Source organism: Brevibacillus sp. DP1.3A (assembly GCF_013284245.2).
GTDB lineage: Bacteria > Bacillota > Bacilli > Brevibacillales > Brevibacillaceae > Brevibacillus.
This window is the reverse complement of the sequence record NZ_CP085876.1, coordinates 5606267-5627355: the sequence shown is the minus strand read 5'-3', so window position 1 is coordinate 5627355 and position 21089 is coordinate 5606267. Positions and strand designations below refer to the sequence as shown.

At 47.9% G+C, this 21089-nt stretch carries 24 protein-coding genes and 1 pseudogene; 15 read left to right on the top strand and 10 right to left on the bottom strand.

Annotated elements, in window-relative coordinates; translation table 11 throughout:
• Positions 1-121: 121 nt before the first annotated feature.
• The 4 genes from HP399_RS25915 (at position 122) to HP399_RS25900 (ending at position 3106) form a co-directional block, all read left to right on the top strand.
• Positions 122-730 (top strand): superoxide dismutase, encoded by a 609-nt coding sequence (locus HP399_RS25915; RefSeq protein ID WP_173618036.1) that lies wholly within the window; start codon positions 122-124, stop codon positions 728-730.
• A gap of 172 nt (positions 731-902) precedes the next feature.
• Positions 903-1697: a dioxygenase family protein gene (locus HP399_RS25910; RefSeq protein ID WP_173618035.1), complete on the top strand. Its 795-nt coding sequence runs from the start codon at positions 903-905 to the stop codon at positions 1695-1697.
• The gene (sigJ, locus tag HP399_RS25905; RefSeq protein ID WP_173618034.1) at positions 1697-2587 is read left to right on the top strand and encodes an RNA polymerase sigma factor SigJ; all 891 of its coding nucleotides are present in this window, start codon (positions 1697-1699) and stop codon (positions 2585-2587) included. The genes HP399_RS25910 and sigJ overlap by 1 nt, the downstream gene beginning before the upstream one ends.
• 72 nt (positions 2588-2659) lie before the next feature.
• On the top strand, positions 2660-3106 hold the full coding sequence (locus tag HP399_RS25900; RefSeq protein ID WP_173618427.1) for a carboxymuconolactone decarboxylase family protein: 447 nt from the start codon (positions 2660-2662) through the stop codon (positions 3104-3106).
• Between the two features lie 57 nt (positions 3107-3163).
• Here HP399_RS25900 and HP399_RS25895 read toward each other — a convergent pair whose 3' ends face one another.
• Both HP399_RS25895 and HP399_RS25890 read right to left on the bottom strand, forming a co-directional pair.
• On the bottom strand, positions 3164-3709 hold the full coding sequence (locus tag HP399_RS25895; protein ID WP_173618033.1) for a pyridoxamine 5'-phosphate oxidase family protein: 546 nt from the start codon (positions 3707-3709) through the stop codon (positions 3164-3166).
• Positions 3710-3851: 142 nt separating this feature from the next.
• Entirely contained in the window at positions 3852-4841 is a 990-nt protein-coding gene (locus HP399_RS25890; protein WP_173618032.1) for a metal-dependent hydrolase, read from the bottom strand.
• A 159-nt stretch (positions 4842-5000) separates the two neighbouring features.
• On the opposite strand from HP399_RS25890, the gene HP399_RS25885 reads away from it, so the two are divergent.
• A complete protein-coding gene (locus HP399_RS25885) occupies positions 5001-5291 on the top strand; it encodes an MFS transporter (RefSeq protein WP_173618031.1) in 291 nt (96 codons plus the stop codon).
• Positions 5292-5312: 21 nt separating this feature from the next.
• The gene (gene mutY, locus HP399_RS25880; RefSeq protein WP_173618030.1) at positions 5313-6419 is read left to right on the top strand and encodes an A/G-specific adenine glycosylase; all 1107 of its coding nucleotides are present in this window, start codon (positions 5313-5315) and stop codon (positions 6417-6419) included.
• Positions 6420-6460: 41 nt separating this feature from the next.
• Here mutY and HP399_RS25875 read toward each other — a convergent pair whose 3' ends face one another.
• From HP399_RS25875 to HP399_RS25865, 3 genes are all read right to left on the bottom strand, one after another.
• Complete coding sequence (locus HP399_RS25875) at positions 6461-7237, bottom strand: Cof-type HAD-IIB family hydrolase (protein ID WP_173618029.1); 777 nt, start codon at positions 7235-7237, stop codon at positions 6461-6463.
• A gap of 120 nt (positions 7238-7357) precedes the next feature.
• Entirely contained in the window at positions 7358-7516 is a 159-nt protein-coding gene (locus tag HP399_RS25870; protein ID WP_007729792.1) for a hypothetical protein, read from the bottom strand.
• Between the two features lie 142 nt (positions 7517-7658).
• Positions 7659-7811 carry a hypothetical protein gene (locus HP399_RS25865; protein ID WP_007729794.1) on the bottom strand — a complete coding sequence of 51 codons (153 nt, stop codon included), beginning with the start codon at positions 7809-7811 and terminating at the stop codon, positions 7659-7661.
• Positions 7812-8341: 530 nt separating this feature from the next.
• On the opposite strand from HP399_RS25865, the gene HP399_RS25860 reads away from it, so the two are divergent.
• Complete coding sequence (locus HP399_RS25860) at positions 8342-10309, top strand: methyl-accepting chemotaxis protein (protein ID WP_173618028.1); 1968 nt, start codon at positions 8342-8344, stop codon at positions 10307-10309.
• Between the two features lie 49 nt (positions 10310-10358).
• Here HP399_RS25860 and HP399_RS25855 read toward each other — a convergent pair whose 3' ends face one another.
• Entirely contained in the window at positions 10359-10583 is a 225-nt protein-coding gene (locus HP399_RS25855; protein ID WP_173618027.1) for a hypothetical protein, read from the bottom strand.
• A gap of 197 nt (positions 10584-10780) precedes the next feature.
• Between HP399_RS25855 and fabL the strand changes: the two genes are divergently transcribed.
• The 8 genes and pseudogenes from fabL (at position 10781) to HP399_RS25820 (ending at position 17958) form a co-directional block, all read left to right on the top strand.
• Positions 10781-11539: an enoyl-[acyl-carrier-protein] reductase FabL gene (gene fabL, locus HP399_RS25850; RefSeq protein WP_017250147.1), complete on the top strand. Its 759-nt coding sequence runs from the start codon at positions 10781-10783 to the stop codon at positions 11537-11539.
• 111 nt (positions 11540-11650) lie between these two features.
• A complete protein-coding gene (locus HP399_RS25845) occupies positions 11651-12064 on the top strand; it encodes a GNAT family N-acetyltransferase (RefSeq protein WP_016742780.1) in 414 nt (137 codons plus the stop codon).
• Positions 12065-12112: 48 nt separating this feature from the next.
• Positions 12113-12649, top strand: a complete 537-nt coding sequence (locus tag HP399_RS25840; RefSeq protein ID WP_007729805.1) for a DUF402 domain-containing protein — start codon at positions 12113-12115, stop codon at positions 12647-12649.
• 57 nt (positions 12650-12706) lie between these two features.
• On the top strand, positions 12707-14488 hold the full coding sequence (locus tag HP399_RS25835; protein ID WP_173618026.1) for an ABC transporter ATP-binding protein: 1782 nt from the start codon (positions 12707-12709) through the stop codon (positions 14486-14488).
• A 24-nt stretch (positions 14489-14512) separates the two neighbouring features.
• Positions 14513-15733 (top strand): MFS transporter, encoded by a 1221-nt coding sequence (locus HP399_RS25830; protein WP_173618025.1) that lies wholly within the window; start codon positions 14513-14515, stop codon positions 15731-15733.
• 116 nt (positions 15734-15849) lie between these two features.
• On the top strand, positions 15850-17079 hold the full coding sequence (locus HP399_RS25825) for an MFS transporter (RefSeq protein ID WP_173618024.1): 1230 nt from the start codon (positions 15850-15852) through the stop codon (positions 17077-17079).
• A 66-nt stretch (positions 17080-17145) separates the two neighbouring features.
• A pseudogene (locus tag HP399_RS31220) lies at positions 17146-17310 on the top strand (tripartite tricarboxylate transporter permease); the annotation flags it as partial.
• 102 nt (positions 17311-17412) lie between these two features.
• Positions 17413-17958 carry a flavodoxin family protein gene (locus HP399_RS25820; RefSeq protein WP_173618023.1) on the top strand — a complete coding sequence of 182 codons (546 nt, stop codon included), beginning with the start codon at positions 17413-17415 and terminating at the stop codon, positions 17956-17958.
• A gap of 61 nt (positions 17959-18019) precedes the next feature.
• On the opposite strand, the gene HP399_RS25815 is transcribed toward HP399_RS25820, so the two are convergent.
• The 4 genes from HP399_RS25815 to HP399_RS25800 all read right to left on the bottom strand — a co-directional run bounded on the left by HP399_RS25815 (position 18020) and on the right by HP399_RS25800 (position 21006).
• Entirely contained in the window at positions 18020-18388 is a 369-nt protein-coding gene (locus tag HP399_RS25815; RefSeq protein WP_173618022.1) for a MoaF-related domain-containing protein, read from the bottom strand.
• Between the two features lie 150 nt (positions 18389-18538).
• Entirely contained in the window at positions 18539-19390 is an 852-nt protein-coding gene (locus HP399_RS25810; protein ID WP_173618021.1) for an NAD(P)-dependent oxidoreductase, read from the bottom strand.
• A 23-nt stretch (positions 19391-19413) separates the two neighbouring features.
• The gene (locus HP399_RS25805) at positions 19414-20229 is read right to left on the bottom strand and encodes a pyrroline-5-carboxylate reductase family protein (RefSeq protein WP_173618020.1); all 816 of its coding nucleotides are present in this window, start codon (positions 20227-20229) and stop codon (positions 19414-19416) included.
• A 96-nt stretch (positions 20230-20325) separates the two neighbouring features.
• Positions 20326-21006 carry a zinc metallopeptidase gene (locus tag HP399_RS25800; RefSeq protein WP_173618019.1) on the bottom strand — a complete coding sequence of 227 codons (681 nt, stop codon included), beginning with the start codon at positions 21004-21006 and terminating at the stop codon, positions 20326-20328.
• Positions 21007-21089 lie beyond the last annotated feature (83 nt).

Below are 21089 nucleotides of genomic sequence, written 5' to 3'. Positions count from 1 at the left end.
AAATCTTTGAAATAATAAATAGATTAATATACTTTGCATACCGATTTGTTGAAAAACTGTTTGGCTTACAGTATAATGAAGGCGTAAGCTTGACCTACATAATCTGAGGAGGAATGTTACAATGGCACATCAACTTCCTGCATTGCCTTATGCACACAACGCTTTGGAACCACATATCGACGCGCAAACCATGGAAATCCATCACGGACGCCACCATGCTACTTATGTTAACAACCTGAATGCAGCTCTGGAAGCACACGCTGACCTGCAAGGTAAAAGCATTGAAGAGCTGATCAGCAATCTGGATGCTCTGCCTGAGTCCATCCGCACTGCTGTTCGCAACAACGGTGGAGGCCATGCGAACCACACACTGTTCTGGGAAATCATGAGCCCGAATGGCGGCGGCGCACCAACTGGTGAACTGGCTGACGCAATCAACGCGGCTTTCGGAAGCCTTGACAACTTCAAAGCAGAATTCGCAAAAGCAGCTACTACTCGCTTCGGTTCCGGATGGGCTTGGCTGACTGCAGAAGGCGGAAAAGTAGCAATCAGCTCTACTCCTAACCAAGACAGCCCAATCATGGAAGGTAAAACACCTATCCTTGGTCTGGACGTTTGGGAGCATGCTTACTACCTGAACTACCAAAACAAACGCCCTGACTACATCGGTGCGTTCTGGAACGTTGTAAACTGGGATGAAGTTAGCAAGCGTTTCGCAGCAGCGAAGTAATTGTAACTTTACCTGTCAAAAGGCTTGTCGTTCTTTAAGAGCGGCAAGCCTTTTTTGTTTAGAGGAAAGAAACGGCATCGATTCTGGATACACTTGTAACCGTGAGGATTATGAGATATAATACTTACTAAAAGTAACTAAGTTTAAAAAGTATAGAGGAGAGTGTACGAAAATGATGCCGTCTTTTTTCATTGCACATGGTGCCCCGTTACTTGCCATAGAAAACAATGCCTATACAGAAGCACTGAACCAATTGCCTAGCCTGCTCCCGCGCAAGCCGCGTGCTATCGTCATATTTTCCGCTCACTGGGAAGCACATGATCAAATGGTAGGAACCATGGACACCTTCCCGACTATTCACGATTTTGGCGGTTTCCCGCAAGCGTTATACGAAATCGAGTACCCGGCAAAAGGAGAGCGCGAAGTAGCGGATGAGACAATCCGACTTCTTCAGGAAGCTGGTATTCCTGTCGCTTTGAACACGACAAGAGGCTTGGATCATGGACACTGGGTTGTTTTGCGCCATATTTATCCGGATGCAGATATTCCCGTTGTTGCCTTATCGGTTAATCCGAATCTGACCGTGACAGAGCAATATCAGATCGGCAAGGCACTCAGTCCACTCCGCGAAAAAGACGTTCTGATCCTCGGCAGTGGCGGAACCGTCCATAATTTTTCCTATATGAACCTGAGAGAGTCCGATAGTGATACTTTTGAGTGGGCTGAGCAATTCGAAGACTGGCTGCAAACAACATTGACTGACTGGAATGTCGAGGACCTCGCCAACTACCGCGAGCTTGCTCCACATGCCGAAAAAGCTGTTCCCGCATATGGAACTGAGCATTTTGTTCCGCTTGTGTACGTCATGGGAGCTGCCGACGATGAACGTACAGCGAAGCGCCTGCATATGAGCATCCGCTATGGAAGTCTCAGTCACACCCTTTGGCAGTTTGGTGATACGAAATAATGGCAGTGAACATGGAGGATGTTTATCGGGAGTATAAATCATTACTGTTTTCCCTTGCGTACCGGATGACTGGTTCGGTAACGGAAGCGGAGGACATTGTTCAGGATACTTTTCTTGCATTGGCAGGTACCGACATCCAAGACATTCACCATGTAAAAAGCTATCTGTGCAAAGCTGTGACCAATCGCTGTCTGGACTTATTAAAATCAGCCCGTTGGAAGCGAGAGCAGTATGTAGGGGAATGGTTGCCGGAGCCGATGCTGGACGCTTCAGAAACCAATGATCCCCTGCAAACTGTGATTGCCGAAGAAGCAGTCTCGTATGGCTTGCTTGTTCTCTTGGAGAATCTACCGTCGACGCTACGTGCCGTTTTTGTGCTCCGAACGGCACTCGACTACGAATACAGTGAAATTGCCGCGATGCTCGAAATGACCGAAGTAAATTGCCGTAAGAAGTTTAGCATTGCGAGAAAAAAGCTGTCTGAAGCAGGATACCAGGCGATCGTCCCTCAGCCGAATCGGACTTCGAGCTTGGTAGAACAGCTGATGCAGGCCATCTCCAAGTCAGATGCGAAGTCGTTGATCGGACTTTTGACAAAAGATGCTGTGTTTGTCAGCGATGGTGGCGGGAAAGTCCGTGCGGCAATTCATCCCATCTTCTCAGATGAGCGGATTACTGCCTTCTGGATGGGGGTATGGCCGAGGTGGGCTTCACATGCTACCATGCAGATTCGCTCGATCAATGGCCAAGATGGAATCGCCGTCTACTCCGAAGGTCAGCTGAAAATGATCATCCAGATCAGGATGAATGAAGAGGAAGACCGCATTGCACGCTTGTATATGATGGTCAATCCAGATAAGCTTGCACATTTACAAAAAGAAAATAGATGATTCGTCACAAGAAGGACGCTTCACTCGTCTTTGAGGTTGAAAGCAAATTCGAGTGGAGAGGACAGATGAATGATGCAAGCTAGATTCAATCATCGTGCAGCAAATCCTGAGGCGTATCAAACCATGCTCAAGCTGGAAAGTTTCGTGAATGAGAGCGGCTTGGACAAAAAACTGATTGAGCTGATCAAAATTCGTGCTTCCCAAATCAACGGCTGCGCTTTTTGCATGGATATGCATACGCAAGATGCGCGCAAACTCGGTGAAACTGAGCAACGCATTTATTTACTCAGCCTATGGAGAGAATCCGCGGTTTACACAGAGGCAGAGCGGGCCGTTCTTGCTTTGACAGAAGCGGTCACTGTCATCACGGCTAACGGTGTTTCGGAAGAGCTCTACCAGCAGGTACGCGAGCATTTTGACGAGAACCAGTACGTTGCCCTGATTATGGCGATCAATACAATCAACAGCTGGAACCGAATCGCGATTTCGACAGGAATGAGTGCTCCGTATAATAAGTAAAGATCAGTCAAGCAAAAGACACGCCTCTTAGGAAAAGGAGCGTGTCTTTTTTCGTTGCTATACATCCATCTCGACTTTTCTGCCTGGATAGAACTGCTCCTCTTCGGAAAGTGGATTACCTTTGGCGGTCAGCACCGTAGGCGTAATCCGGAAGATGGCGGTTGTACTGCCCATCGAGGAACGATACTTGATGACATGCTGCAAAGGCAACGGTTCTGAATAGTAGCCGGGGACGTACTTGTCGATCATGGATTGCATCGCATCGCGCATCTCCTCAGGTTCAGAAACACGCTCAATGGTCCCAGCGATAAACACACTCATATAAGCCGTATCGATATGGGCAGGCACAGGTGAGGCGATTGTGCCGTACTCCTCGCAGACACTGAAGCATACACGGTTGTTGCCATTAATCATCTCGATTTTTCTGCCAGAATCCGCGCCGTGAAAATAAATACAGCCATTCCACCAAGCAAAATTTAAAGGAAGGATGTACGGCTCGATTTCATTGGACAAGCCGAGATGGCCGACTTTTGCCACTTGCAAGAACTGGTCAATTTGCTCCTGATCAGTAATGGTACGCTTGGAATAACGAATTGGTATCATGTCGAGTCCCCCAGTCTGTCGTTGTTATTTTGATCGTAATGGGTATTTGACTAGGAGAACAGGTGCAATTTTGGTAAAAATGAACAGGTCAGATGACAAAAAATAACCGCCCTCTACTGGCAGGGGGCGGTAGTCTCGTCGATTACGAGCGTTTGGAATCCAATTTTTTGGTGAGCTGTTCTTCTCCGTGGTGGATCCAGCCAACGAAGGAATCGCGGATGGTCAGATCAAAATTGAGGTAAACCACGGCGACGAACATGTAGTGACTTTTCCCTTGAAAACGGGAGCGGTAGCGCAGATCAATCCATTTGACCTCATAGCCAAAGGAGCGCTCCTTTGTTTCTACATGTACATGATGGGTAAAGGCGAGGAAGGACTGGACTTTGTAACTTTTCTTGGCTGCCGCAATCCGCTCATTTTCCGGTTTGATGGAGAAGGTGTCCAAGATGACGACATCCCCCGAAATGACTTCACCTACATACCAATGCTGCTCTGTCTTGGCAACGAAGGTCCAATATGTCCAGGAAAGAGTAGGGATGATGGTGAAGGTACCAGCTTTGCCGATTCGCTGACGAACCAGCTCGGTCGTTCGTCTTTGCGCCTGACAACGCCAGTAGTAGTACCCGGCAATGATCACGTATATCCATAAAAAGACGTGTCCAGGATGCGCGCCTGCCGCCCACAGCATAAAGCCGACGAGATGAGCAGCGAAAATGAACGGATCGAAAATGAAAATGGCGTTGAGCGCCACCCATTTGTCGCGAAACGGGTACAGGCCCTTTGTGCCATAGGAATTGAACAAGTCAACGAATACGTGTAAACAGACGGCCAGGAATATCCAGCCGAGCAAATGCAGCCAATGGGGCTGTGGCATCATGGCCTGGATGAGAACGAAAATGGCACCAGTCCAGAGAAACAAAGCGGGAACCGAGTGAGAAACACCTCGGTGGTTGCGAATGTAGGCAGCGGTACCACGAAGACGGACTAAGCCATCCAAATCAGGTGCCTGCGAGCCAATGACCGTACCAATCATGACGGCCACTGCAAGTGACGGAGTAGAAGCTACGACAGGATCAAGATAGGCGAGCCCGGCCAATCCAAAGCCCATGGCAAAATGTGTGGCTGTATCCATGGAATCGTTGTCTTCCTCCCTTCCTTCCACTTTTATTGTTTATTATAGCGTTTGCCTAAGGTTAATTCCCGCCCGTTCTGAAAATATTTGTGTGCTTGTTCGCACCGGGTGGGAAGGGTATGATGAAAGCGTTGAATCGTTAAAGGAGGAACATGTCGCATGTTAACGGTTTTCATTGAATACAAGCTGGATACTGAAAAACGGAGTCACGCTCTGCGATTGCTCACCTCGATGGCTGAGCGAATGAAAGCGATGGGGGCACGTCAGTATCGCTCAATGGAGGGCTTGGATCAGCCCGGTCTTTTTGTCGAAACGTTTGAGGTCGAGACTGTTCACGTATACGAAGAAATCAAGGCAAACCGATTAGCAGATCAAAACTTTTGCGACTGTATTTCCGGCGGAGCTGCGAAACTGCATGTGTGGGCGTTTCGTCCCGCGGAACTGGGATGAAAAGGAGTAGAATAAACGCAAATGGCAAGAAAAAAAGAAAGCTTGAAATATACACTTCCTGAACAATTTCATGTGTTTGGCTTTGCCCAGGATTTGCTGGCCTGGTACGACTCACAAAAGCGGGATTTGCCTTGGCGGATCAATAAAGACCCGTATCGAATCTGGGTATCGGAGATCATGCTTCAGCAAACACGCGTAGAGACCGTTAAACCTTATTATGCGAATTTCATGGAGAAATTTCCGACGGTGAGTGATTTAGCGAAAGCGCCCGAGGATGATGTCTTAAAAGCGTGGGAAGGGCTCGGTTATTATTCCCGCGCGCGCAATCTTCAAGCCGCAGCCCGCGAGGTAACGGTTCGCTATGGAGGAGTTGTGCCGGATACATCAGAAGAAATCGCTACACTAAAAGGTGTTGGGCCCTATACAGCAGGTGCCATTCTTAGCATTGCCTATGAAAAGGCGGAGCCGGCTGTGGATGGAAATGTTATGCGTGTCTTTTCACGCCTGCTGTATTTAACCGACGACATTGCCAAGCCTGCCACAAGAATCAAAATCGAGCATCTCGTACGCCAGGTCATTCCGGTGGGGAGAGCAGGAGATTTCAATCAGGCTTTAATGGAGCTGGGAGCGATGGTCTGTGTACCGCGCACTCCGCAATGCTTGACCTGTCCAGTATTTGACTACTGTATGGCGCGTCAGGAGGGAGTGGCAGAAGAGCTGCCGGTCAAAGGCAAGACCAAACCTCCACGTCCTGTTGATCTGCAAGTAGGCATTATTATTCGCGACGGCAAAGTATTGATGAACAAGCGTCCCGATCAAGGGCTTCTCGCCGGCATGTGGGAATTCCCTACAGTTGAAACCGAACAGGAAAGTGATGCTGCCAAGCAGGAGGCACTTGCAGTTGGTTTGCGTGAACGATTCGGAATCGATGTAGAAGTCATGCAGCCGATAGGTACGGTTCAGCACGTCTTCTCCCATTTGCAGTGGAACATGCAAGTATGGTCCTGTGACTGGATCGAAGGGGAAGAGCTCCCCGCTCAAGCAAGATACGCAGCTTGGGAGGAATTAGATGCTTACACCATTCCGATGGCGCATCAAAAAATTCGAGAGCTGTTGGGACAAAAATAACAAGTAGGCAAAGCTGTCGAGTATTTCTCGGCAGCTTTTATTTATTTCATCAGACCGATGTGACGCAAGCCGTGAGATATCCCGCCATCATCGACGTGGCGCGTTACATAATTGGCATGCGGCAACAAAGCTTCATGTGCATTGCCCATCGCGATTCCCATCCCAACATAAGAGAGCATTTCTTTGTCATTCAGACCGTCTCCAAAAGCAACTGCCTTGCTTGGCGCAAGCCCGATATGCGAGAGGAGCGCTTCAATACCAAGCGCTTTGGAACCGCCTTTCGCAAATACATCCATACAATACTCATGCCAGCGTATAAACGAGAGAGCGGGAATCTCTTCTCTGTATTGTTGTTCGTGTGCATCTGGCGTAAACAACAGCGCTTGATAAATATTTTCAGAATGGGCGAAGTCTGCATTGTGATCGGGGGAATCAAGCTTCAATTGCTGAAAGGTCCAATCCAAATAAGGATGCTGCTTATGGGTAGAAAAGCCCGCCGTCCTGCCTTGAAACACGATGGGATGGTCGTGCTGGGTCGCGATCTGCTGCAACTGTTCGAGTGTTTGGGGCGGGATGGGGCGATCATAAATGGTTTTTCCTTGATAGACGACATATGCGCCATTGCAACTGACATACGAGTCGATGCCGCACTGCTGGGCAAGCTCGTCAAAATAATAATGAGCTCTGCCTGTTGCTAAGACAACCTCGATCTTGTTTCTTTGCAGCTCTTGAATGGCTTCGAGTGTATCCGGTGGTATGATTTTCTCTTCATTGACGAGTGTTCCATCAATGTCTAAAAAGACGATTTGATACTCCATGATTTCACTCCCCACGCTTCTCTGTTTGAATCCATTATAAAGCTTCGAGAGAGGGAAAGAGCAGTGGAAAATAAAAAGATCATGCCCCCGCAGACATGATCTTTGTAAAAACGTTTCTTTTTATCGAATCAAAAACTCTGGAAATTGTGTCACGATCTGATGCTTTTGTTCTTCGATGCGTTTCAGCGCTTGCTGTTGCATGTATTTTGCTTCAATTTGCTTCGGTGTCAATTTCCGTTTCTCGATAATGATTGTGAAGAAAATCATTGGAATGTACATGAGTGTATCCCTCCCATCCCGTTAGTTTGGTGCAGTCAGCTACCATCTATCGCTTTGACTCCTGTAAACCTCATCATCTGACGCCGTTGTTTGTTTTTCATAACAAAATCCCTCCTGTAGTCAAGTAATCGTGTTTCGTCCATTAAATGCGGCTCACAAATTGTGCAGCTTCAAAAGCATGTTCTTCGGCGCGTTCTTCGAGATAGCGACAGCGAGCAGATTCTGCGAAAAGTGTCTCCGCTTGTTCCTTATTGCGTTCAATCTTGACTGTGAAAAGCAAAAAGTTCAGTACCATTACCAATCACCCCCTTTCAAGGTGGAAAATATTAATTGATGAGAAAGAAAAAGACCACGGGCGAAAGCCTGCGGTCTTCTGGCATCAACAAACGGACATGCCGTTTTGAAGGGCATAGAAAGACCACAAGCAACAACGCCTGTGGTCGGTAATAGACGAAATGGAAATGTTGAATAGTACGAATACTACTGGAATTCGTCGACCCAGGAGGCGCTGCTATATTCAGTTGGAACAACCACAAGACGATCAATAAGAGCTAGATTTAGGTTCATTGCTATCATCATCATGGTGCTGCCTCCTTTCTTTCCGTAGTAGTAGTGTGTGGAACGTACTCTTAGAATATGGCATTTTTTTCTTGTTGTAAAGCGATTTTTTACCTATTTCTAGAAGAAAGTATATTCTGAATATAATAAAAAATAATAAATAATAAACGAATGTGCAGTTTAGTGGGCAAATGAAGGTTTACCATTAGGCATATAGCGGGTATCAATATAGGACAATCAGGACACGCAGAAAGGTGATGCTAGCGAATGAAAACACCCAGACTTACTGTAAAATCTAAGCTAATCGCTACATTTTCCACAATATTAGTGATCCCCATGCTTTTGCTGGGGTTGCTCTCTTATCAGAGTGCCAAGGCAGAGTTGTCAGATGAATTGCTTACGACTGCCTCTGAAAACGTTCGGTTGATAGATGAGCTTTTGAATCACACACTGCTGGAGCAATCAAGGAATGTGGAATGGATTGCTTCTGATATTGTACGCCATGACATCTTAGAAGAGACCAAAATGGAAACGAAAAAGCAATTGCAGCGTTTTCTCGCGATGAACCCAGAAGTAAGTGAAGCTTATATCGGGGATGAGAATGGTGGCATGTTGACTGCGACTGATTCCAAGCTTCCCGACGGATTCGACCCAAGAAAGAGGGATTGGTACATAGCCGCCATGAAGCAACCAGGAAAGAGCGTCATTGTGGACCCATACATTGATGCGATAACCGGAAAAGTCGTGTTGGGAGTGGCGATGTCCTTGCCAGATAAATCCGGAGTTCTGGGAATTGATATTCAACTGACAGCGCTGGACGCGACGGTCAAGCAAGCGAAAATCGGTACCCAAGGATATATGGCGATTTTGGATAAAAACCGAAAAATGCTGGTCAATCCAAATGGGGAGTCTGGCGTTGAGGTTGCAGAGTCTTGGACGGATACAGTATATGCAGAAGAGTCAGGTCGTTTACAATTTCAGCACGAAGGAAAGCCCGTCCAAGCCGTGTTTACTACGAATGAAAATACGGGTTGGAAGCTTATAGGCGTGATGTATGACAGTGAAGCAGCAGAAGCAGCAAATCCGATTTTTTACACCATGCTCGTGATTATAATAGCTGCGCTGGTGGTAGCTGGCGGAGTCATTTACTTGATTTTGCGCTCCTTAATCCGTCCTTTGCGCATGTTAACAGAAGCAGCGGAAAAAATGAGCCAAGGCGATGTGACACAGCAAGTAGATATACGAAGTGACGATGAGTTGGGGACGTTGGGCAAAGCCTTCAATCATATGGCGGAATCTCTTCGTTCCTTGCTCCATTCTGTGAATGATTCTGTTCAGCAGCTGGCTTCTTCGGCAGAGCAACTCGCTGCAAGTGCGGATCAGACAAGCAAAGCGACAGAACAGATCGCCGAGACCATGCAAGAAATGGCGGAGGGAACCGAGCAGCAAGTCTCCCATACGCAGGAGGGTAACGCAGCAGTCGAACAAATGTCGGCAAGAATCGGTCAGATCGTAGAGCATACACAAAATGTATTCACCGCAGCCCAGGAATCGTCGGACTTGGCAGTGACCGGAAACAAAGCCATTCAATCGGCAGTGCTGCAAATGAATGCATCCAGCGAATCGATTCACGGTCTGGCAAAAGTCGTGGATAATCTGGGGACGCGTTCCCAAGAAATCGGAAACATCGTGGATGTGATCACTGCCATCGCAAATCAAACCAACCTGCTCGCACTAAATGCGGCAATTGAAGCGGCTCGAGCAGGGGAGTATGGACGAGGCTTTGCTGTGGTGGCTGATGAGGTACGCAAGCTGGCCGAGCAATCCGCAAGCTCGGCACAACAAATTAGTCAGCTGATCACCGCGATCCAAGCGGAGACAAACCATGCCGTGATTGTGATGGATCAGAGCAAGCGTGAAGTAACAGAAGGTATTGAAAAAGTGAACGAAGCCGGCCAGTCCTTCGAACAAATTCAATCAGCCGTCAATGAAGTGGCAGAGAAAATCGGTCAGGTATCGGAAGCGACGCGTGATTTCTCTACAAGGGCACAGCAAGTGGTTGAGATCATTGGTCATATTTCCGAAGTGACACTGCAAGCGTCTGATGGAACACAAAGTGTATCCGCAGCTGCCCAGGAGCAGCTAGCCTCTATGGAAGAAATCGCTTCCTCAGCCGTTTCTCTCGAACACCTCGCGGAGGAATTGCAAATCCAGATCGGCAAGTTCCGTATCTAAAAGTAAGCCCGGCGCCGTGTTTACATACACGAGCAGCCGGGTTTTTTACTTAATCGTAAATAGGTGACGAGGAATGATCCCATCCCCCGCTATCTCCATTCGCTGGCCCACGGGATTCAAGCTCATGGATGACTTTGACGTGAAGAGAGGCTCCTTCTGCACTGAGGTAAGCTGCTAATTGTGAAAAACTGTGATGGTAATAAAGCAGCTCATTCATTTCCCAATCAGCCAGTGGTACCATGGTTAATTCGGACAATTCCCGACCTATGTACACCCTGCCATTCCTCCTTATGTGGTAGTGGTTTGCCTGATACTGCGAGCTTAGTATGGCTATAGTCGAGAGGATCAAGTCATGCCGGGATTTTTTCCGTAGGTAGAAAAAGCGCAGGTGGAGTTGTATAATGAATAAGTGATTTTTACTTATTAGTACCTGCTATTAATAGTTGGTCAGGTTGGGAGGTAATCTTTTTTATGAATACAACGAAAAAAGTAGCACTGGTTACTGGCGGTACGCGAGGAATCGGAAAAGCGATTGCGCTTCAATTGGCGGAACAGGGCTATGACCTGGTGCTGAACTATTTGCGTAACCGCACTGCAGCAAGAGAAGCGGCAGCAGAGCTGGAAGCAAAGGGCGCTCGTGTCCATCTGATCAAAGCCAATGTAGGGGATGTAGCAAAAATCAAAGAGTTGTTCGCAGAAATTGACCAGGAATTCGGTCGCTTGGATGTATTTGTGAACAATGCGGCATCGGGTGTACTACGTCCACTGATGGAGCTGGAAGAGAGCCATTGGGACTGGACCATGGAAATTAACAGCAAGGCGCTGTTGTTCTGTGCACAAGAAGCGGCAAAACTAATGATCAAGGGCGGCAACGGCGGAAAAATCGTGAGCTTGTCCAGCCTTGGGTCCATTCGAGTTCTCGACAACTATACAGCGGTTGGCGTATCGAAGGCAGCTGTAGAAGCGATTACTCGTTATTTGGCAGTCGAGCTCGCACCGCATAATATTGTAGTAAACGCTGTTTCTGGCGGAGCGGTGGATACGGATGCACTCAAGCATTTCCCGAATCGTGAAGAATTGCTCGGCAGCTCAGCAGAGCGTACGCCAGCAGGACGCATTGTGGAGCCGGAAGATTTGGCTAATGCGGTGATATTCTTGCTCTCTGACAAAGCGTGGATGGTTCGCGGACAAACATTGATTGTAGACGGCGGTATTTCTCTTTTGACATAATTATTTATGGCAGATGGAGTATGGAGTTGGAGACTTTGTGGTGTTGCGACACAAGACAAAGTTGTCCATGTGTTGTACAATAGAGGAAGAAGGTTACGAAGGAGGCAACACATGCTGATTCGTCCGTTTCGACTCGGTGACTATTCGGCTATCACACGTATTTGGCAGGAGACGGGGTTGGACCAATCGGACAAAGAGTCATTGAACGATTTGGCCCAGCATTTGGCTTGGGACAGCGATCTGGTAATGGTTGCAGAAATTGAAGGCAGAGTTGTAGGGGTCGTGGTTGGCACGATCGACGGAGCACGTGCCTATTTCTACCGATTGGCTGTACTTCCAGAGATGCAAGGCTCAGGTATTGGTCGCGAACTCGTTGAAGCAATTGAAAAGCGTTTCAAGCAACGAGGTGTCAATAACGTCTTGATCATGGTCAATCAATCAAATCCGGAAGTCCTTCCGTTTTACCTTTCACTTGGCTATGAAGTACAAAAATATGTTACACTTTCCAAAAAGCTCTCTTCTTAAAGGAGGCTTGTCCCCATTCAAATAGAGAAGAGAAGAAAGGGGAGAGTCATGTCACCAACTCCGGGCTCCAATATCCGCATAGAAAGTTATAAACATGACCATTCGTTGCACCGCATATGGGACAAATCTACGTTGATTCATACCAGTGATGCGGTGGTGATTGGGGGAAATGATCGGGTCAAGGTGACAGAAGCAGACGGGCGGGAATGGCGTACGCGTGAACCGGCCATTTGTACATTTGGTAGAGGCCAGTGGTTCAATACCATTGCCATGATTCGTGATGACGGTATTTATTATTATTGCAACATTGGTTCGCCCTTCAGCATGAAGGGACAATTGCTAAGCTACATAGACTATGATCTCGACGTAAAAGTGTTTCCTGATATGACGTACTCGATTCTCGACGAAGAGGAGTTTCTTTTGCATAGCAAACAGATGAACTATCCTCCATTTGTTGTGGAAAGAGTGCAGACAGCATTGCGAGAGGTGCTGGATTGGGTAAGCGCACGACGTGGCCCTTTTCAAAACGGATTCGTCCAACGTTGGTACGAGCGTTATCTTTTAGTGCGAGATGATGAGGAATAATCCCTTTCCCGAATGACCGGGGGAGGGATTTCCTTGTTTGCAAAGGAGGTATGATGGTTGAGCATACGCCGCTATTTGGCTTATGTCCTGCCCTATTGGAAACAAATATTGGGCACTATATTCATTGGTATTATAAAGTTTGCGATCCCACTTGCTCTGCCGCTTCTGATCAAATACGTCATTGATGACCTGCTGCCAAGTCCGCTTCCTCAAGAGGAAAAGCTGAAGCAGTTATTTTGGCTGATGCTCGGGGCCTTTTTGTTATTTACCGTCGTTCGCGCCCCTGTTGAGTACATCCGGCAATACTATGCACAGTGGGTATCTAGTCGTATCTTGTTTGACATCCGCAATCAATTGTTTTCTCATTTACAACGACTGTCGATGCGCTACTACAACAATACAAAAACGGGTGAGGTCATCTCTCGCGTCATTAACGACGTGGAATCAACCAAAAGCTTCGTGGAAACGGGATTGATGAATCTCTGGTTGGACCTGATTACGATCATCCTGACACTGGCGATCATGCTCTACATGGATGTGGAACTGACACTTGTGGCGATTGTCGTTTTCCCTTTGTACAGTATTTCCGTCAAATTTTTCTACAAGCGCTTGCGTCAATTAACCAAGGATCGTTCTGCGGCACTGGCGCGTTTGCAAGGATATTTGTATGAACGCGTCAATGGGATGGCGCTCATCCGCAGCTTTGCCTTGGAGCAGCAGGAAAGCAAGGAATTCGCAAAGGAAAACAATCAGTTTTTGGATAAGGCACTGGCGCAAACACGCTGGAATGCGCGAACTTTTGCTGTAATTAATACGGTGACGGATATCGCACCGCTCCTGGTCATTGCTTATGCTGGCTATCAAGTTATTGGCGGGAGCATGAGCGTAGGGACTTTGGTTGCGTTTTATGTTTATTTGGATCGCTTGTACACGCCGCTACGACGCTTGGTCAATTCCAGTACGGTATTGACACAGGCAATTGCCTCGATGGACCGTATGTTCGAGTTTATCGATGAATCGTACGATATCGTCGACAAGCCAAACGCAGGGGAGTTGCCTGTAGACCCTGCAACCAAACGCATTCGCGGCGAAATTCGCTTTGAGAACGTGTCCTTCCGCTATCGGGAGGAAGGCCCTCTTGTCTTGAACAATGTGAATCTGAACATCTCTTCTGGTGAAACAGTTGCGATTGTCGGGATGTCAGGCGGCGGAAAATCTTCGTTGATTAGCTTACTGCCGCGTTTTTGGGACGTGACAGAAGGGAAAATTACGATTGATGGCATCGATATCCGCGATGTGAAGCAGCAAAATTTGCGTCACCATATCGGGATGGTGCAGCAAGATAATATTTTGTTTAGTGAATCAGCAAAAGTGAATATTTTAATGGGCAATCCTGATGCAGATGACAGTGCTGTGCAAGAAGCTGCGAAGGCGGCAAATGCCCATGACTTTATTAGCGAATTACCGAATGGCTACCATACGGAGCTGGGAGAGCGCGGCGTAAAGCTCTCTGGCGGGCAAAAGCAGCGAATCGCGATTGCACGTGTTTTCCTGCGTGACCCGGGTATTCTGATTCTGGATGAGGCGACGTCTGCACTCGACTTGGAATCAGAGCACACGATTCAGGAGTCTTTGTCCAGATTGGCAAAAGGAAGAACTACACTCATCGTGGCCCATCGACTTTCGACGATTACCCATGCGGACAAAATCATTGTCATGAAAGAGGGACAAATCGTTGAGGAAGGCACGCATGAGCAATTGCTGGAGAGAAAGGGCGTATACTATGGCCTGTGGAGTGTGCAAGATTTAGGAAGTGCATCCGACCCGCAACTGGGATAAGCAGATGGGATTGGAGGAGATCCGATGGAGATATGGCGCCGTAATTTATATGTACTCTGCGGATCGTTGTTTTTCGTCATGGTGGCGATGAGCATGATCATGCCTTTTTTACCGCTTTTCATTCAGCAGGATTTCGGAATTGAAGACCCTCATCAAGTCACGGCTTGGGCGGGGATTATTTTTGGAGCTAACTTTTTGACGGCGGGCCTCGTCTCGCCTATTTGGGGCAATTTGGCCGATAAGCACGGGCGCAAGATCATGATTTTGCGCTCGGGATTTTTCATGTCTATTACGATGGCACTGACCGGTTTTGCGGGAAGTCTGTGGCAGCTTTTGATCCTTCGTCTGCTCAATGGACTCGTAGGGGGAATCATCCCTGCAAGTACCGCACTAGTAGCATCCTCTGTACCAAAAGAACGAATTGGCTGGGCAACGGGGTTGCTTCAGTCTTTTATTACGGCCGGAACCATTATGGGACCGCTATTTGGCGGCGTTCTCGCGGAGAAGATCGGCTTTCGGATGATTTTTGTGATTACCGGTTGCGTATTATTACTGGCGACCTTGGTCATTACGTTTATGGTGAAAGAGAATTTTGTTCCACCTGAAAAAAAGGAACGGTCGAGTCTGCGGGAAGATTTTCAGATGATCTTTTCTTCCAAAGAACTCCCGGCGCTCTTTTTTGTAACCGTAATGATCCAGTTTGCGTTGTTTAGCATTATCCCTGTGTTGCCGATCTACATTTCGCAATTAGTTGGATCAGAAGGGGCAAAGGTAGCACTGTGGGCTGGTATTGTCCAGGCATGCATGGGGGTAGCAAACGTCTTTGCCTCCCCACAGCTGGGTCGTTTAGGAGATCGGTTTGGTTCGCAAAAGGTGCTCTTGTTTTCGCTTTTGGCTGCCGCAATCATCTTCATTCCACAAGGTCTCGTACATACGGTATGGCAATTGGTCGCGCTCCGGTTTTTGTTAGGATTATCGTTGGGAGGATTGCTTCCATCCGTCAATGCTTTGCTGAGACGAGCAACACCTGTACATATGGTCAGTCGCGTCTACGGCTATAACAACAGCTTCGTCAGTATCGGCAGCATGCTTGGACCAATGATTGGTGGCTTTTTGGCAGGCTATGTGAGTATTAGCGGAGTCTTTTACATGACGAGTGCTTTCTTGTTTATTAACGCAGGCTGGGTGTACTACAGCTTTTTCCGAAACAAATCTGTACAGCATTCTGATTCTGGAATAGAATAAAAGGTAATTTTCGCGAAAAGAGGTGCACCTCCATTGTGATGGCGAGTCGGTGTGAATAACTTCATATTCCATCAGGACGTATAGGCTGGTCCTGAACCGACAGGAGGGTGTGTTTCATGTGGCATCGACGCTTTATTTGCCTCTGGGCGGGTCAGACATTGGCCAACCTTGGGGATGTATTTTATATTGTTGCGTTTATTTCGATCATCTACGCTGCAACTGGCTCTGTCATGTACACGGCGTTTATACCGGTTGTCATCGTGGCTTCGCAGTCTGTGAGCAGCTTGTTGGCTCCGTTGGTGTTTCAGCGATTGTCGTTGACAGGAATGCTCGTGCTGTCGCAAGGCTTGAAGACGATACTTTTGGCTGCAGCCTCATTAGCTGTCAGCAGCGGTGTAGGAGAGCAGGGAGAGTGGATCTGGCTATTATTCGGATTGGGGTCAACGATCGCCTTTATGGATGGCTGGGCAAACCCTGCGCGCAATGCCATGGTGCCGCAGTTGGTCGGACGAGAAGACCTCATGCGAGCGAATGGTTTGCTTGCCACCTCGGATCAAACCGTTCATTTTGCCGGTTGGGCCGCAGGGGGATTCCTCGTTTCTTGGTTGGGAGCGGGTAATGTTTTGTGGGGAACGGTTGGTGCCTATGTTGTGGCAACGATCGCGATGACAGGCATTGCACCGGCAAGCGAAAAGCTGCGTGAAGAACAGGCAGCTAGGGAGACAACAAACTGGCTCACTGGATGGAAAACCATTCGCGATGTACCTGTACTGCGACTGCTGGTCGCGATAGATGTCGTGATCGGCTTGTCCGGGGGTGTGTGGATCGCTGCGATTATGCTGCCATTTGTCCTCAATGTGCTTGGACAAGGAGAAGAATGGTGGGGCTACATCAATGCCGGTTACATGCTTGGAGCTATTGCAGGTGGGACGCTGCTATTGATGTATGCGGAGCGGATGCGTCGCCATTTATTTCGCTGGATTATTTGCGGTACGATTGGCGTCGGATTCTTTACCTTTTGTTTTGGCAGCAGTACGAACGCGCTGGTAGCACTGTTGTTTTCCTTTGCGCTTGGCCCGTTTTTGGAAATGGTGCATGTAAGCAAGCAGACACTTTTGCAGCAAGAGACGGAAGAATCAGCACTGCCCTATGTCATGTCAGCAAAGGGGACGATTGATTTACTCGTTTTTGGCGCTTCTGCCCTGGTGATGGGAGCTATTGCTGAATGGCAGGGTGTCCGGGCTGTTTATTATGTATCTGCTGGATTGTTACTCATCGCTTTCCTTTTTGCGTTGCGCTTGCAAAAAAAGCAGACGGAGCATTCCAGTGGGGTTTCCGTAAATTAAAACACGAACTGGCTGTCTTATCCGTAGACTTTTCTACTGGTAAGGCAGCCTTTTTTTGATGTATGCTTGATTCCCCTTCTGACGTTGGGAATACTGGGAACAGGCACCACGGCGGTCCTGATGGGGGCGCTGACTATTTCCAACGGTGATCCCATGATCTTTATCGAACGTCCTGTTTCCTTTGTCTTTTTGCTGATTGCCGTGCTGTGGGGAAAAAGTGATCGTCAATGAAGAAGCGTAAATAAGGGACGTTTGTTGTTTAAGGTTTGAGTAACTCAGATTTTCTCACTACAATAAAGAGGAGTGACAATAGGAGTAAGGATGGGTGAGCACATGAACATTCTCGTATTGCATGGAAGCTCAAGAGACGCAGGGAATACGGAGCAATTGACAAATCTAGCGTTGGAAGGCGTACCGCACACCAGTATCCGTCTGCGGGAGAAAAACATTCGCCCGATTCACGACCAAAGGCATGACGAGGGAGGCTTCGATGCAGTCGCGGATGATTACGATGAAGTGACGGAAGCGGTGCTCGCCCATGATTTTCTGATTTTCTCTACGCCGATCTATTGGTACGGTATGTCGGGGCACATGAAAAATTATGTAGATCGCTGGTCGCAGAGCTTGCGTGACAAGCGTTATTCCTTCAAAGAATCTCTCGGGCAAAAGCAGGCGTATGTCATTACGACTGGTGGAGACCAGCCCAGATTGAAGGGACTGCCATTGATTCAGCAGTTTCAGTATGTTTTTTCTTTTGTCGGAATGCCATTTGCGGGCTATATGATCGGAGAAGGCAACAAACCTGGTGATGTATTGTCAGATCAACGGGCAGTAGAGGAAGCAAAGATTTTTAATGCGTGGCTGAAGGCCAAACAATAGCGTATCGAACGACAAAAGACCGGGAGCAATTCCGGTCTTTCGTCTTGTTATCTATCACCGATTATGAGGTGAAGCTGTCTAGTTCAGTTATGGTACCGGAATGGAACAGACTTTTTCGAACACCCTGTGCATCGTAGGTATAATGGGTATAAACCAGCATTCTATTAAAATCAGCAACTTGGCTGACCGTGTAGACTTCTTCTAACCAATACATAAAATATACGCAAGGAGCTATCTCCACGTAGTTGAATGTATAGTAGCCATTGAATCCTTTATGCGGTCCAGCAATCCCTTCATCATGCCGATGAGTAGCGTCAAAGAAATGAATGATAAATACATTGCCATCATCATAATCATAGCGAAAGGTCTTACCAGCGTATACAGGGAGTCGATGACTGTATTGTACATATTGAAAATTTGGATGACGCATATCATACTCCTCCTTTTGTATGCAATATATGTAAAACATAGGTGTATGCTCTGCGTGGAATGCAAAAAAACAGCGGCCAGACTAAGACGTTATTTTCAGGTCTTAGGTAGCCGCTGTTTCATTTATGTAGGGTCAGTCTAAACACGAAACCTATTTTTCACCGAGGTGACGCAGAATCGCCATCAAATCGAGCTCTCCCAGTCCTGATTCCAGTGCATGACGATAGGTGGCATTAACAGATTCCGCCAAAGGTGTAGAAACGCCTGCTTCATGCGCTAGTCGAAGGTCTTTGGCCATATGCTTCAGGGCAAAGGCAGCCGGATAGTCGTCAGAGAGGATCGAGGCTGCTTTTCCGCGGATTAAAGGGGTTCCCACGGCGCTCTCGGAAATGATGTCCAGCATCTGTTCTGTGCCAATGCCGAGAGAGCGAGCGAACAGCAATGTCTCAGAGACACCTTGTACCGTAATGCCAAGTAACAGATTGATCGCCAGCTTGGCAGATGTGCCAGCACCGTTTGGTCCTAGATAAAATGCTGCTTTGCCTAGCTTGTCCAGCATCGGCTTGGCTACGTCATAATCCGCTTGCTCGCCGCCTACCATGATGACGAGCTTCCCTTCTTTTGCAGGTCCTACACTGCCAGAGACAGGTGCATCGAGAAAGCGCAGCCCAGCCTGTTTGGCCTGCTCGGCAAGAAAACGGGAAGTATCCGGTGAAATGGTGCTCATGTCCACCGCCAGCTTACCTTGCACGGGAAGACTCAAGAGACCATCTGAGCCTGTATAGATTGCTTTTACGGCATCATCGTCGCTTACCATGGTGAACAGTACATCGCTTTGTGATACCAGCTGGGACAAAGTCGCAGTCTCTTTCGCACCCAATGCCACCAATGGTGCAGCTTTTCCTGGTGTACGATTCCAAACACGTACGTCGTAGCCTGCAGCTAACAGATTGCTGGCCATTGGAATGCCCATGTTTCCCAAACCAATCCAACCGATGATCATTGTCTTGTTCTCCTATCCGCGATTTATGCTTTTATTTGTTGTTGGACAAGTATTTTCAAAGCAGTGTGCTTGGATTCTGTCATGGCAAACAACTCGTCAAATCCAGAAGGAAGCGTCTTGTCAAGAACACGCAAGCCTTCCTCGGTAATGCCACCTTTGGTAGCAACACGTTCAATCAGCTGGTCGAAGCTAAGCTGTTCGTTTTTGAGCAAAAGAGCGGTTCCCAGCATCGTTTCCACCAGCATGCTTCTCGCAGTATCGAGGTCAAGCTCTGGTGTTTTGCGAACGGCTGCCTGCGCGAACGAGTCAAGAATCCCTGCGATCAGTCCTGGTGCGCTGCTGGTGAGGATCGTTGCTGTTTCGATCTCGACCTCGGACACTTCCTGTGATTGACTAATGGAAGACAGGAGAGTGAGTAGCTCATTGCGATCCTCTGCACTTGTTCGACTGCTGCATGTAAATAACGATACACCATGCAGTTCTTGCGAAGTGACTGTAGGAATTACCTTGCTTACGGCACCAGCATGAACGGTTTCCAAATCATCGAGGCTAACACCTGCTGCCACAGAAACGATATGTACACTTTCAGGGATAGATAACGCACGCAGTACAGGCAGGATATCCAGTGGCTTTGTGCAGAGAAAGACCAGATTTGCCTGGTTGCACACCTCTTGCGCACTTTCAGCTATGAGAATGCCATGCGATGCTTGCAGATTTTCAGCCTTTTCTCTTGTTCGATTGAAGACGGTGATATGCTCGGGCTGGATCACACCGCTTTTACAGAGTGATTTCACCAGCATTTGACCCATACTGCCTAGTCCAATGATTCCAATTCGCATGTGCAAAACCCCCCGTCTTATTGTAACGTAGCCTTATGAAAAAAGGTACAGCCTCCCATGTGAGAGAGCTGTACCTTTGTAGTTCCGTTTAAAGGATTAGTCGTCAGAGCTACGGAAAATCATGATGTATTTCGCCAACTCCAGAACAGAGATCAGAGCGGCAGCTACGTACGTCAGAGCGGCTGCGCCCAGGACTTTGCTTGCGCCACGCTCTTCTTCATTGCGGATGAAGCCCATTTTAAGCATCAGTTCTTTCGCACGGCTGCTTGCGTTAAACTCGACAGGCAGAGTGACGAGTTGGAAGGCAACTGCTCCGGAGAAGAAGATAATTCCGATGAGCAAGAGTCCAGCCATTTTAAAGAAGAAGCCAGCCAACAGCAGCAACGGCGCCACACCGGACACCAGGTTGACTACTGGGAAAATTCGATGACGTGCTACCAGCATTGGGTACGAGACCTTGTGCTGAATCGCATGGCCAACCTCGTGACAAGCAACGGACAGAGAGGCAATCGAGTTGCCGAAGTATACAGGATCAGACAGGCGTACGACACGGTCAGTCGGGTCGTAGTGGTCAGTCAATGTACCTGGGATATGTTGAACAGGAACGTTCGTCAAGCCGTTCGCATCGAGCATGCGGCGGGCGGCCTCAGCACCGGTAATACCGGAGGAGGTAGGAACTTCAGCGAATTTGTTAAAAGTTCCTTTCACACGGAACTGTGCCCAGAGCGACAGTCCGAATGCAATCAGAATCAGGAAATCCATAGGATGGAAAAACATTCCACACTCACTCCTCGTTGTAATCTATGAAAACGAAATGTTGCTAAGCCATACATGTAACCTTACTACTTCATTCTGTCCCA